Annotated in this window: 10 protein-coding genes and 1 tRNA gene; 4 read left to right on the top strand and 7 right to left on the bottom strand. The window is 62.8% G+C overall.

What is annotated here, in order from left to right; all coding sequences use genetic code 11:
- Nucleotides 1-11: 11 nt before the first annotated feature.
- Nucleotides 12-1658 (bottom strand): NAD(P)/FAD-dependent oxidoreductase, encoded by a 1647-nt coding sequence (locus tag Q0R16_RS14765; RefSeq protein ID WP_295637643.1) that lies wholly within the window; start codon nt 1656-1658, stop codon nt 12-14.
- Between the two features lie 133 nt (nt 1659-1791).
- The gene (locus Q0R16_RS14770; protein ID WP_295637645.1) at nt 1792-2496 is read right to left on the bottom strand and encodes a PilZ domain-containing protein; all 705 of its coding nucleotides are present in this window, start codon (nt 2494-2496) and stop codon (nt 1792-1794) included.
- Nucleotides 2497-2739: 243 nt separating this feature from the next.
- On the opposite strand from Q0R16_RS14770, the gene Q0R16_RS14775 reads away from it, so the two are divergent.
- From Q0R16_RS14775 to Q0R16_RS14785, 3 genes are all read left to right on the top strand, one after another.
- Nucleotides 2740-4050: a family 1 glycosylhydrolase gene (locus Q0R16_RS14775; protein WP_295637647.1), complete on the top strand. Its 1311-nt coding sequence runs from the start codon at nt 2740-2742 to the stop codon at nt 4048-4050.
- A gap of 178 nt (nt 4051-4228) precedes the next feature.
- A complete protein-coding gene (locus tag Q0R16_RS14780; RefSeq protein WP_295637649.1) occupies nt 4229-5053 on the top strand; it encodes a sulfite exporter TauE/SafE family protein in 825 nt (274 codons plus the stop codon).
- 59 nt (nt 5054-5112) lie between these two features.
- Nucleotides 5113-6279, top strand: a complete 1167-nt coding sequence (locus Q0R16_RS14785) for a pyridoxal phosphate-dependent aminotransferase (protein ID WP_295637752.1) — start codon at nt 5113-5115, stop codon at nt 6277-6279.
- Nucleotides 6280-6408: 129 nt separating this feature from the next.
- On the opposite strand, the gene Q0R16_RS14790 is transcribed toward Q0R16_RS14785, so the two are convergent.
- From Q0R16_RS14790 to Q0R16_RS14810, 5 genes are all read right to left on the bottom strand, one after another.
- Entirely contained in the window at nt 6409-8985 is a 2577-nt protein-coding gene (locus Q0R16_RS14790) for a TonB-dependent receptor (RefSeq protein WP_295637651.1), read from the bottom strand.
- Nucleotides 8986-9017: 32 nt separating this feature from the next.
- Nucleotides 9018-9497 (bottom strand): hypothetical protein, encoded by a 480-nt coding sequence (locus Q0R16_RS14795; RefSeq protein WP_295637654.1) that lies wholly within the window; start codon nt 9495-9497, stop codon nt 9018-9020.
- Nucleotides 9498-9720: 223 nt separating this feature from the next.
- Nucleotides 9721-9805, bottom strand: a tRNA-Leu gene (locus tag Q0R16_RS14800).
- Between the two features lie 121 nt (nt 9806-9926).
- Nucleotides 9927-10208: an integration host factor subunit beta gene (locus Q0R16_RS14805; RefSeq protein WP_295637657.1), complete on the bottom strand. Its 282-nt coding sequence runs from the start codon at nt 10206-10208 to the stop codon at nt 9927-9929.
- Nucleotides 10209-10390: 182 nt separating this feature from the next.
- Entirely contained in the window at nt 10391-10747 is a 357-nt protein-coding gene (locus Q0R16_RS14810) for a GntR family transcriptional regulator (RefSeq protein ID WP_295637660.1), read from the bottom strand.
- A 229-nt stretch (nt 10748-10976) separates the two neighbouring features.
- Here Q0R16_RS14810 and Q0R16_RS14815 point away from each other — a divergent pair, with 229 nt between their 5' ends.
- A complete protein-coding gene (locus Q0R16_RS14815; protein WP_295637663.1) occupies nt 10977-12854 on the top strand; it encodes a peptide MFS transporter in 1878 nt (625 codons plus the stop codon).
- Nucleotides 12855-12866: the final 12 nt, after the last annotated feature.

Raw genomic sequence — 12866 nt, forward strand, 5'->3', positions numbered from 1 at the left:
TACGCGGGCGATCAGGCGGCGTCGCGGCGCGGCTGGACTTCGGGAACGATCCGTTGCGGAACATCGCGCACCGATGCGAGCGCAGCGGCCTGGTCTTCGCTTGGCGCGCGGCGCGGTTCGGCGGCGGGTGCCGTGGGCAACGCGGCTTGGGCACCTTCATCGCCGGCCTCGTGGTACTCGGCGTCTTCGTTGACGCACCAGACGTCATAAACGCGCGAGCCGGCGACAATGTTTTCCACCGTCAGCATCGCGGTCATCATCGCGTGGTCCTGGTTGTTGTAGCGGTGCATGCCGTTGCGGCCGACCATGTGCAGCGTGGGGTGCGCGGCTTCGAGTTCATCGCGCATTGCGGCAACATTGGCGGCGTATTCATCGTCATAGACCGGATAGGCCTTTTCCTGCCGCACGACCGCGCCGCCGATGACCTGCTCGCCTTTGACCAGGCCGAGAATCTCCATCTCGCGCGTGGCTAGTGCAATCAGTTGATCGTCGGTCGAGGCCCACAAATCATCGCCTTCGAAGCAGAAGTATTCGAGCCCGACGCAGGCCACACCGCTCTCGGGCACCATTTCGGGCGACCATGAACGGAAGTTCTGGATGCGGCCGACTTTGACCTTGCTGTCGTGGATGTAGATCCAGTTGTCGGGGAACAGGTCCTCCGAACGAATCTTGAGCGCGACGGTGAGAAAATCGCGATAACGCAGCCGGTTGGCCTGGAGCGTGGTCGCGGGCAACGGATGTAGCCGCGCCGCCAGTTCGCGCATCGGCGCCGAGCTGATCGCGTGGCGCGCGGTGATGATCGTTTCCGAACCATCCTCGCTCGTGGCCGACAAGCGCCAGCCGCCCTGGCCATCGCTGGCGAGCTGCTTGAGGCTGTGGCCCATCAGGACTTCGTTGACCCCGGAAATGTTTCCGGCGCCCACGATGGAATCGCGTGCCGCGTCCCACATCATGCCCGGCCCAAGGCGCGGATAGCGGAAGGTTTCGAGCAGCGTCTTGGTCTGCATCCCGTCATTCGGGCGCTTGTTGAGGCCGAGGCTGCGCTTGAGCCCGTCGATCACCGCGGCGCCGAGCGACAAGCCCTTGATGCGCTGTGCGGCCCAATCTGCGCTCATTTCGTCGCAGGGCATGCCCCACACCTTCTCGGTGTAAGTCTTGAAAAAGATCGAATAGAGTTTCTGGCCGAACTGGTTGACTGTCCAGTCCTCGAAGCTGCGCACATTCTTGTTCGGGAACATCTGCGCCTTGGCGAAGCTCGCCATGCACAGCGTGGAGCGCACGATGCCCAGGTTCCACAGCGCCTCGAATGCGCGCAGCGGATAGCTGTAGAACTTGCCCTCGTAATAGATGCGGCTCATCCGCGGACGCTGGATGAAATCGTCGGGCAGGATCTCGTTCCACAAGTCGACCACGGCCTGGCTCTTGGAAAAGAAGCGGTGGCCGCCGATGTCGAAGCGATAGCCTTCGTGTTCCACGGTGCGGCTGATCCCGCCGACGTAGACCGGGTCCTTTTCGATGATCGCCACCGACAACCCGCGCTTGGCCAGCAGGTAGCCGGCGGTCAGTCCAGCCGGACCGGCCCCGATGATCGCGACATCGACGGTGCGTCCGCCGGTCCGAGCCGTACCGATTTCGTTGCTACCCATCGCCTCGTTCATTCCGGACCCCCGTCGAGATGGCCCTGCGGCCTCCTCACAAGATCTGAAGAAAATTGGCTAAGCATTGGTTAACGGCACTCTGCGGTTTGGCGAAATTTCACTATCGTGCCGGGGGTTTTCCAATGGCCGGCGATTACCATGCAGTGCGGTTGCGGTGGCGTTCCGATGCGGGTGGCATCGGCGCGAACGTAGCCGGCCCTGCCAGGATGCCTGCGGTGAGATGGATCGCCATCGTCGCGCGCGCCAGTTCGTCGAGCCGGAACGGGCTGTCGAAATCGAGCTCATGCGTCATGCCGGCTTGCGAATTCCTGTCGCGCGCGCGGACTTTGGCGATAAGCGGCGGCAGCATGGCGGTCTGGATGCGCACTTGTTCGCCGATTACCAGCTTTTGCGGAACCTCGATCGCGGCGGACTGCTGCGAGATTGTCACGAAGCGGGCCGGCATGGCCTCGCGGCCGGCGTGAACCAGCGCTTCCATGCCGATTTTCAGCCGGATCGCCTGGCGCGGCTGAGGCCCGCGATCTTCATCGAGCAGGCTGTCGACCGAGGTCGGCGCATGAAAGCGCAAGCCCAGGTGATCCCCCTCGCTCCAGGCGACATCGGCGCCATGGCATTCACCATTGCCCAGTCCGATGGCCAGCGTGCGATGCGGCGGCAGCGGGTGGAACAGCCGGATCTTCATGCCCGTGGCGGACACGTCGCGGATCACGCACAGGTAATCGCGCCCATCCAGGATCAATCGCGCAGCGCGGATCATGAGCGTGAAGCGCGGCGCATTGCGCCGGTTCGCGTGGTCCGGGCCCAGATCGAAGGGCGTGGAAGCGGCAGGCACAGTCATGGGCAAGTCCTTCAGGGGAATCGCCGCACTCCGTGCCTCCTGGCGGATAGCTGGTCTGGACACGGCGCGGCGGGCCGATCGGGAAAGCGATAAACAAAAAGGGTTTCCGTGCCGTTAAGCATGGCGTGGTTTGCCCCGCAGCCTTCGAAACCGCGCATCGCTTGCGTACGCGAATGCGCGCCGGCACAAGGCTCGCTCGCTCCGATGTTGGGCGGTGCCGAGATTTCCGGAACGGGGCTAACCATGGTCAATCGTCGTACACTGATTGCAGGGTCTGCCGCAGGCGGCGCGCTGGCGCTGGGTGGCTGGTACGCCGCCCGGCACCAGCCGCATGCGTTTCCGCGCGGTTTCCTGTGGGGCGCCGCGACGGCCGGGCACCAGATCGAAGGCAACAATACCAACGCCGATTGCTATCTGCTCGAAACGGTCAAACCCACGGTTTTTCCGTATCCTTCGGGAATGGCAGCCAACAGCTTCGCGTTGTGGGCGGTCGATCTCGATCTGGCCAAAGGCCTGGGCTTGAATGCTTATCGCTTCAGCCTTGAATGGGCGCGGATCGAGCCTGCTGAAGGCCGGTTTTCGGTGCCGATGCTCGATCATTACAAGGCCATTATCGAAGGATGCCGCGCGCGCGGACTGGCGCCGGTCGTCACCTTCAACCACTTCACCACGCCGTGCTGGTTTGCCGCGCGCGGTGGCTGGCTGGCAGAGGGAGCGGCCGAGCTGTTCGCGCGGTTCTGCGGCCGGGCGGCACAACATCTTGGCGCCGGAATTGCCCATGCGATCACGCTGAACGAACCGAACCTGGCGGGCCGGTTGCAGGCGCTGGTGCCCCCGCCGTTCCTGCAGGGTGACAAGGCGATGGCCGAAGCGGCCGCGCGCGCCTCGGGAACGCGTACGTTCGTGGCCGGCAATGCGCTTTACATTGCCGATCCGGCGCGGATGCAGGCCAATCTGCTGGTCGGCCACACGCTCGCCCGGGCAGCCATCAAGGCGGTGCGTCCCGAGCTTCCAGTCGGCGTCGCGCTCGCGTTGTTTGCCGATGAAGCGATCGGCCCCAACAGCCTGCGCGATGCGAAGCAGCACGAATGGTATGGTGCCTGGCTCGATCTGGCACGGCATGACGATTTTGTGGGCGTGCAGAATTACGAACGCTGGCGCTGGGACGACAAGGGCCGCGTCAAGCCGCCGCACTTTTCCAGCTTCAACACGATGGGCTCGGAAATCTATCCGCCCTCTCTGGCAAACGCGGTGCGCTACGCCCACGCGGTCACCAGGCGCCCTGTGCTGATTACCGAGCACGGGCTGTGCACCGATCGCGATGCCTTGCGCGCGTCGTTCATTTCGGCCGCGCTTGCCGAACTGGGCCGGGCGATCGCGGACGGTGTGCCGGTGCTGGGCTATATGCACTGGTCGCTGATCGACACTTACGAGTGGATTTTCGGCTATCGCAACGTGTTCGGACTGCACAGCGTGGACAGGCAGACGTTCGCGCGGACCGCCAGGCCGAGCGCGGCGGTTTACGCCAGGATTGCGCAAGCCAACGCGGCCTGAAATCGCGATGTGCGCAGGTCCGATTGCGAATCTTTCGCGTGCCGCAACCATGCAAAAGATTGCAGTTGCGCGACACCGTGCAACGCGCCACAATCTTGCGGACCGGAACGCCTACGCTCACGCAAGCGCGGCATCCCGTCGGCGGGAGAGAGCCTGAAGAACGTTCGGGGGTCTCAATTTGGCGCATACCGCAGTGCTCTGGCTCGTGCCGCTTGTTGCCTTGCTTGTCGCAGGGCTGATCGCCGGCTTTGCTGCGGGACTGTTCGGGATCGGCGGTGGCTTCGTGGTCGTTCCCGCGCTGCTGGCGGTGCTGCCGCTGCTCGGCGGAGACAAGGTGCAATATGCGCATGTTGCGATCGGTACGTCTGCCGCCACTATCATCCTCACCTCGATCCGATCGTTGCGCGCGCATGCTCTGCGCAATGCGGTGGAATTCGAAGTCTTGCGAACCTGGGCGCCGTGGCTGATCATCGGTGACGCATTCGGCGTGGTCCTGGCCGGGCACGTCGACGGAACCGTTCTGACGCTGGTGTTCGGGATCGGTGTTGCCCTGATGTCGATCAACTTCCTGGTTCCGGGTCTGGCCGACCACAAATTGAGCGAAAACATGCCGGGCATAGCACCGCGCGTAGCGATCGCCGGCGGTCTGGGCGCGTTTTCGTCGTTGCTGGGTATCGGCGGCGGCACGATCGCGATCATGGTGATGACGCTGTGCGGCCGCTCGATCCATCGCGCGATCGCCACCGCATCGGGCATCGGCGCCTTGATCGCGATCCCCAGCGCGATCGGTTTCGCGATCATCGGCTACCACCAGGCGGGCTTGCCGTGGGGTTCGATCGGCTACGTCAACGTCCCCGCTGCCATCGTGATCACTTCGATGTCGATCCTGTCGGCACCGCTGGGTGTGGCCGCGGCGCACGCCTTGCCGCCATCGCCATTGCGCAAGGTGTTCGGCGTCTACCTGCTGTTCATCGCGGTGATCATGCTGCGAAAATCCCTGTAGAAATCACGAAAGCCACCGGAACCAAAGGAGCTGACCCCATGCCAGGCACGATCGATCTCATGACCAGAACCCTGCCCGAAGAAGCGCAGGATGATCTTCAGTCGCGCGGCTACAGCCGCCGCGACATGGCGCGGCTGGCAACGGTGTTCGGCGTGGGGGCGATGGCTGCCAGCGTCGGGCGCCCGGCATGGGCGTCGGGGGGCGTGCCCGATCCGGCGCCCACCGCCAAGACGCGCATCGGCGCCAACGAATGCTGGACCGGGCCGCTGATGCCCGGCCGCGTTGCGGCGCAAATGATGGTCGAACACGGCAACCGCTATTCGCCCAAGGACGAACGCGGCGATTTCATCAAGGCGGTAATGGCGGTCGAAGGCGTACCTTACGACCATGTCGCGCCATGGCCGGGATCGAGCGACCCGCTGTCGCGCGCGGTGGTCAGCTACTGTTCGCCCACGCGCGGCCTGGTCACGGCCGACCCGACGTTCGAGCTGGCCGGCCGCACTGCCGAGTGGGTGGGCGCCCCGGTCAAGCGCGTGCCGCTGACCAGAGACTTCCGCCACGACGTGAAGGCGATGCTGGCGGCCGATCCCAACGCCGGGCTTTACTACATCTGCACCCCCAACAACCCCACCGGCACGATCACCCCGCTGGAAGACATCGAGTGGCTGATCGCGCACAAGCCCGAAGGCTCGATGGTGCTGGTGGATGAAGCCTATACGCACTTCGCCGGGGTGCCGGTCGCGTCATCGTTCGCGGTCAAGTACAAGGACGTGATCGTGATGCGCACGTTTTCGAAGATCTTCGGGATGGCGGGGCTGCGGATGGGCTTCATCATGACCCAGCCGGCAAACATCGCCAAAATGATGCGCTATGATGGCGGGATGCAATCGGGCGCGCTGCCCTTGCCCTCGCTCGCCTGCGCCACCGCCAGCCTGACCGCCGCCACGCTGATTGCGCAGCGCAAGGCCGAAATGGAAGCCGCGCGTGGCTACACGCTCGATCACCTGAAAAAGCGAGGGCTGACGGTTGTGCCTACCAACGCCAACATGATCATGATCGACTGGAAGACCAAGCCGGCCAAGGACGTGCAAGCCGCCTTCCGCACGCAGAGCGTCGAGATCGGGCGTTCGTGGCCGATCTGGCCTACGGTCAGCCGCATCACGGTCGGCTCCATGGAAGACATGCAGAACTTCGCGATCGCGCTCGACAAGGTGTGGACCGCCTGATCGCCTGACTATCGCTGCAATGCCGAACGGGCCGCCTGGAAGGGCGGCCCGTTTTGTTTTGGGGCGTAGGCACAAAAGAGGGCGCCGCCGGATGATCCGGCGGCGCCCTGGTTTTTCAGCGATTGGCGATCAGAACTTCACGGCAACCCGCCCGTAATAGTATCCACCGTTGATGCCGTAAGGAGAGAACGTCAGCGGCGCATCGAGCACGTTGCCACCGTTGACCAGCGTGAAATTGGTCGTGCCCGGCACCAGTTGCACCGTCGGCGGCTTCTTGTTGAACAAGTTGTTCGCACCCACCGACAGCGTCACCGTGTGCGCGATCGTGTAGCTCGCCTCCAGGTCGACCACGAACGCGGTCGGGATCTTCTGCAGATAGTATGTGCCGCCGTCGGGTGAGGTGAAGTTGCTGCTCACCCCGTACAACGTGCCGCGCAAGGTCGACGAAAACGCACCGATCGTCCAGTCGGCCGAGCCCACCACCTTGACCCGCGGCGATGCGCTCTCGAGGTTCGAGATCGCCCCCGCATCGAACAGCGCGATCGGGGTGGTTGCGCCAACGGGTGTCAGTTGCTTGGGCGCAGGGTAGATCCTGGTCGCCTTGGTCTTGTTGTAAGTGCCCGAAAGCGTCCAGTTCACCGTGCCCGCCGAACCGAACTCGCTGCGGTAGCTCACCACAGCGTCGACCCCTTGCGTGCGGGTATCGGCGCCGTTGGTGAAGATGTTGATCCCGGTCTGGCTGACGGTGGGATCGAGCACGTTGCCGTTGGCGATGATCGCGGCCGTAACCGACGGGAAGTTGGTCGCCCCGCCGCTGCCGAAGATCGAGCCCGTGCCCAGGATGCGGTTGCGGATGCGCACCTGGAACGCGTCGATCGTCATCGTCAGCCGCGGCGCCGGGCGGAACACGAAGCCCAGGCTGTAGTTGACCGACTTTTCTGGCTTGAGGTTGGGAAAGCCCAGCAGCTTGGCCGCCGCCGAGTTGGCGGGCAACTGGACGAAGGCCGATGTTGGCGAGACGTTGGTGGCCGAATAGAAGCTTTCGGCCAGCGTGGGTGCGCGGAACCCGGTCGAAAGCGTGCCGCGCACCGCCACCGCCGGGCTGAAATCATAACGCCCGGTGGCCTTGTAGGTGGTGGTCGAACCGAAGTCCGAATAGTGCTCGTAGCGCACGGCTCCGTCCAGCTTCAGGTTCTCGACCGGCTCCATCGCGACGTTGAGGTACACGGCGGTGTTGTGCCGCTTGTTCTTGCCCGCGTCCGAAGGCCGGAAGCCGGGGTAGGACTGGCCGCCTTCCTTGTAGATCGAGCCTGGATCGCCCGAGCCGATCTCGTAGATGTTCTTGCGATATTCCGCGCCGAACGCCACGGTGATCGGGCTAGGCATGCTGGCATCGATGCGCTTGGTGAAATCGGCGTTGATGGTGGATTCGGTCGCCTTGAACAGCCCGTTGTAAAAGCTGGTCGGGGTGAAATGCGTGTCGATGAACAACGATCGGTTGGCCGAATCGAGCGTGTAGATCAGGTTCTTGTCCTGGCCCCAGGTGGCGCTGAAATCGTAAGTGAAGGTGCCGATTTCGCCTTTCATCCCGCCCGTGATCGAAAAATCGTCCTCGCGGATCGCTTCGCGCGGGTTGAAGCCGTTGGGCGGATTGTTGCCATCGGGGTCGAACACGATTGAACCGGGCGCGCCCAGCGTCCCGCCTACGCCCAGCACCGCAGACGCGATGATCCGGTCTGGCACCCGCAGGTTTTCATAAGCGCTGGCGATGCGCTTGCTGTAGGTTCCGAAGCTGTAAAGCTTGGCACCGCCACCCACGTCATAGCCCGCGTTGTATTGCAAGTTGGTCAGATGCGACAGTGCATCGCCGTTGATCCGGTTCACATAGGGAAAGCCCAGAATGTTGCCGTAAAGCGCCTTTTGCGCCGCACTCAACGTGGTCCGCAGCACGCCCGACGTGTCGGTAACGCGCCGGTCGAGCCCACCCACCTGGCTGAAATTGTGCAGCCGGTGGAACATCGTGATGTCGAGGAAACCGTTCTCGCCGAGCTTGAAGCCCAGGTTGGCTGAGGCCGCAGTGGTGAGCCCGCCGGTCTTGTAATACGAACCCGCGGTGGCGCTGATGTCGCCGCCCTCGGTCTGGTCCCTGAGGATGATGTTGATCACGCCCGCGATCGCATCCGATCCGTACTGTGCTGCCGCACCCTGTTCGAGCACTTCAATACGCTTGATCGACAGCGGCGAAATCAGGTCGAGATCGGCCGCCGCTGCGCCCTGGAACGGTCCGCCCAGCACCGCCAGGTTGGCGGTGCCGTGACGGCGCTTGCCGTTCACCAGCACCAGCGTGTGGTTGGGGCTCAGGCCGCGCAGCCGGGCGGACAGCGTCAGGTTGGACGTATCACCGCCGAATGCTTGCGCGGTAAAAGACGGTATGAGCTGGGTCAGGATCTGGTTTAGATTGGGCTGGCCGACTTTGGACAGTGAAGAGGCGTCGAGCACCTTGATCGGCGTCGGGCTTTCGGCCTGGGTGATGCCCGATGCGCGTGTGCCGGTCACGATGATCGGTTCGGCATCGCTGGACGTGCTGGCAGCCGCATCGGCCGGTTCCGCCGGCACGGCTTGCGCAAGCGCAGGCTCCGCATAGAGCATCGCCAGCGCGCAGGCGGACATCGAAACCGCAGTAAGGCAAATCTTTTGCTTGGTCATTTTTTGGCCCGCTCATTGAGCAAAGGTTGCCTTCAGTCGCGTCCCCCCCCGGACGAATTATGGGTAATGGCCGGCCCATCGCTGGCACTGCGCGTGTGCTTGCGCATCGCCACGAAGCGAACCGGCACGTTCTGCTGGCAGCGCGCCGATTGCGGGCCCGGTTCGAAACTGAGTTCAAAGGTCCGGACAAAGCCCCGGCTCGCGGAGAACGGCGCGCCAGTGAGCATTCGCACCAATTCGAGCGAGCGAGGACCTTCGGAACGGATGCCACTTTTGCCGGCGCTGCGCTGCGTTGCGGAATAAATTGGCTCGGCAATCTTATTCGCAGATTGAATGACAAAGTTATCTAATTCAGTGACACGAACGCACAAGATCGACCAAATATCCGCGACAAACTCGAACAGATTGCGAGCTTTCAACGGTAAACGGGCAATCTCTACATTCAACGCGCGACTTCTCCACTGCGCCTGATGCGCATTGTTATATTTAGAATTTTGGAAATACCCGTTCACCTCGGAGATGCTTGAGCAAACCCGCGCGAATCTTTCTTGATTGTTACAAGAGGCCATGATTTTGGTTGCGATGCAACAATTAATTGCAGTGCACTGCAACAAAGGCCGGACATGTGGTTCGACGGCCGATTTTCAGCCTCTGCAAGCGCCTGCAAATGCTCATCTAAGGCCGCTTCAGAGCGCGCCGCATCGATGCGCGGCACCCTTGTGACTGCGATCTGCCTGGTGCGGACGGCGGGACTCGAACCCGCACGAGCAAAGCTCAAGGGATTTTAAGTCCCCTGCGTCTACCATTCCGCCACGTCCGCATTCCGGGCAGCAAAACCCGATAGCGCCGGTCCCGCAAAGGGGCCAGCGCTTCCGGCATGTCGTAAGTTGGATTGTATCGGTTACCTGCCGTCGGGCGGTATTCAGTCGAGCCAGCCGCTATCAGGCGGTGTTCAGCCGGGAATGCATTTCCTTGCCGGGCTTGAAATAGGGCACGCTCTTGCCCGGGACTTCGACGCTTTCGCCGGTGCGCGGATTGCGGCCTCGGCGGGGATCGCGGGCCCGCGTTGAAAATGCTCCGAAGCCGCGCAGTTCGACACGTCCACCTTCGGCCAGGCGCTTGCCGACTTCATCGAAAAACACATCGACCACGCGCTCGATCTCGTCGGCTCGCAAATCCGGGTTTTCCTTGGCGAGCGCCAACAGCAATTCAGATCTGATCATCGGTTCCCCCCAAACCGCATTGGCCCCCGGATTTTGGCCCCCGGTATGCCCTTGTCGGTAAGTTCCCGCGGGTTAAATCGCAGCCCACAGACTTATCCTGCCAGACGATTTAAACGATTACAATCGCGCAAGCGCAGTAAGCGGCAGAATTTGGATGCTTTTTGGGCACCTGCCCGGCCAGGCTACGCTTCGGCCAAATCGTCGAGCGCTTGCAAGTCCGACCAGGCGATGCGCAGACGGCGCATTCGGACTGCAATTTCCGGCCATTCGCTCGCCAGGAAACTGCTGCGTTCCTGCGCGCGCAAACGCTCGGCAGCGCCGGCCGAAACGAACATGCCCACCCCGCGCTGGACCTGGACAAGCCCTTCATTCTGGAACTGCTGGTAGGCCTTGGCCACGGTCAACGGATTGGCGCCCTGATCTGCGGCAAAGGCGCGCACCGACGGCAGCATCTCACCCTCGCGGTAAAGTCCATCGAGAATGGCGGCGGCGATCTGGTCGCGCAGTTTGAGATAGACGGGCCGGGGCGTGGTGCGCATGGTGGTGTGGCGGTGACATAATACAGCGAGTCAGGCAAGGGAATTGCGTGAGTGCGCGCGTCGCAGCATGAATGTTCCAAGAATATTTGCCTGCGCACTGGGTGCGTGGCGATTTCCTTACCGATGCAACAATCCCCTTTCGCCCCGCGATTTGACGGCTAGTCTGCAAGGCTTGCCGCGCGAGCCCGAAGGCGGGCCAACCGGCAGCCACAGGCATGGCAAACCAGGCATGGCAGTACAGGCAATTTCGGGGAGCAAGCATTACATGGCCATCCAGTTCGACGATTCCGCAGCCGAACCGGGCGCGATCCCGGGCCCAATCTCGGGCGGACTGCGCCATCTGGACGGGCATGAAAGCGGCCAGTGGTTCGGACACCCCCGCCAACTGGCGCGGCTGTTCACCACCGAGGCGATGGAACGCTTCGGCTATTACGGCATGCGCGCGCTGCTCACGCTGTACCTGGCGCAGCATTTCCTGTTCAGCGACACCACCACCACCGGGCTCTACGGCGGCTTTACCGCGCTGGTATACCTCACCCCGCTGATCGGCGGATTGCTGGCCGACCGGTTCCTGGGTTCGAAGCGTTCGGTCAAGTTCGGCGCGATCATGATGTCGGTCGGCTATATGGTGTTGTGCCTGTCGAGCACGGGCGGTCCGGCCAAGCCGTTCGCCACGATCGAGGGCCAGCGCTACGAAGTCACGGTCAAGGGCACCGGCGACAAGCGCCAGCAGTTCATCACGCAAGATGGCCACTCGCTGCAGATCAGGGGCAATGACGACAAATCGGTTTCGCTGATAGCAGCCGATGGCAAGGAAGCGCGCACGATCGCACCCGGTGGCTTCGTCGCCGAAGGCGAACGCTCGCCGCTTTATACCTTCCTGCTGATCACCGGTCTGGCGCTGGTCGTGGTCGGCAACGGCTTTTTCAAGCCAAACATCTCGACGATCGTCGGTTCGCTCTACGCAGAGGGTGACCGGCGCCGCGATGCCGGGTTCACGATCTTCTACATGGGCATCAATCTGGGTTCGCTGTTCTCGCAGATCCTGTGCCCGTTGCTGGCGGTGGGCATGGGCAGTTGGGGCGGATTGGGCTGGTGGGCCGGCTTCGCGCTGGCGGCCGGCGGCATGGCGGTGTCGTGGCTGCTGTTTCAGTTCGATGGCGGCAAGCTCGATGGGCATGGTGATCGGCCCGCAGGCGCTCCTGCTAACCGCGATGCGCTGATCTACATCGGTTCGGTGCTGATCATCCCGGTGGTCTACCTGCTGTTCGCCAACCTGATGAGCTATGTGAAGCCGCCCGCGGGCAGTGGCATCATCGGTTACTTCACCACCTTGCCGATCATGGGCAAGATCATGTTCGGCAGCTTCCTGGTTTCGGTGCCGGGTATCCTGATCTGGTCATACATCAAGGGCAGCCGCACCGAATTCCAGATGATGCTGGCGGCGATGGTGCTGATCACCTTCAACACCGTGTTCTGGACCTTGTTCGAGCAAGCGGGATCGAGCCTGACGCTGTTCGCTGATCGCAATACCGATATGTCGGTATTCGGGCTGTTCAGCATTTCGGCCGGGCAGACGCAGTTTTTCAACGCCTTCTTCATCGTGGCGCTGGCGCCGCTGTTCTCGATCATGTGGAACGGCATGGCCAAACGCGGGATCGAGCCGACCATCCCGATCAAGTTCGGCGTGGCGCTGATGGGGGTGGGGCTGGGCTTCCTGTTCCTGGTGTTCGGCACGAAGTTCGTCGGCCCCGACTTCAAGGTCGGGCTGTGGTGGCTGGCAGGGCTGTACCTGATCCACTCGATCGCCGAATTGTGCATTTCGCCGGTGGGGCTGAGCATGATCACCAAGCTGTCGATCGCGCGGATCGTCGGGTTGATGATGGGGGTGTGGTTCCTGTCGATCGCGGTGGCGCAATATGTCGCGGGCGTGGTCGCGCAATTGGCCAGCGTCGAGACGGTGGGCGGGCAGGTGACCAACCTCAAGGTCAGCCTCGATACCTACACCGCGACCTTCACCACGATCGCGTGGATCGCGATCGGGTTGGGGGTTGCCTTGTTGGTGCTGTCGTGGCCGCTCAAGAAGTTGATGCACGGCGTTAAATGAACGGTGCAAGGG

The organism is Novosphingobium sp. (genome assembly GCF_025351285.1).
Taxonomy (GTDB): Bacteria; Pseudomonadota; Alphaproteobacteria; order Sphingomonadales; family Sphingomonadaceae; genus Novosphingobium.

What these genes read in the sequence shown, in the direction of transcription:
- Q0R16_RS14765 (WP_295637643.1), bottom strand. Translation starts at nt 1,658, where the DNA reads ATGAACGAGGCGATGGGTAGCAACGAAATCGGTACGGCTCGGACCGGC.
- Q0R16_RS14770 (WP_295637645.1), bottom strand. Translation starts at nt 2,496, where the DNA reads ATGACTGTGCCTGCCGCTTCCACGCCCTTCGATCTGGGCCCGGACCAC.
- Q0R16_RS14775 (WP_295637647.1), top strand. Translation starts at nt 2,740, where the DNA reads ATGGTCAATCGTCGTACACTGATTGCAGGGTCTGCCGCAGGCGGCGCG.
- Q0R16_RS14785 (WP_295637752.1), top strand. Translation starts at nt 5,113, where the DNA reads ATGACCAGAACCCTGCCCGAAGAAGCGCAGGATGATCTTCAGTCGCGC.
- Q0R16_RS14790 (WP_295637651.1), bottom strand. Translation starts at nt 8,985, where the DNA reads ATGACCAAGCAAAAGATTTGCCTTACTGCGGTTTCGATGTCCGCCTGC.
- Q0R16_RS14805 (WP_295637657.1), bottom strand. Translation starts at nt 10,208, where the DNA reads ATGATCAGATCTGAATTGCTGTTGGCGCTCGCCAAGGAAAACCCGGAT.
- Q0R16_RS14810 (WP_295637660.1), bottom strand. Translation starts at nt 10,747, where the DNA reads ATGCGCACCACGCCCCGGCCCGTCTATCTCAAACTGCGCGACCAGATC.
- Q0R16_RS14815 (WP_295637663.1), top strand. Translation starts at nt 10,977, where the DNA reads ATGGCAGTACAGGCAATTTCGGGGAGCAAGCATTACATGGCCATCCAG.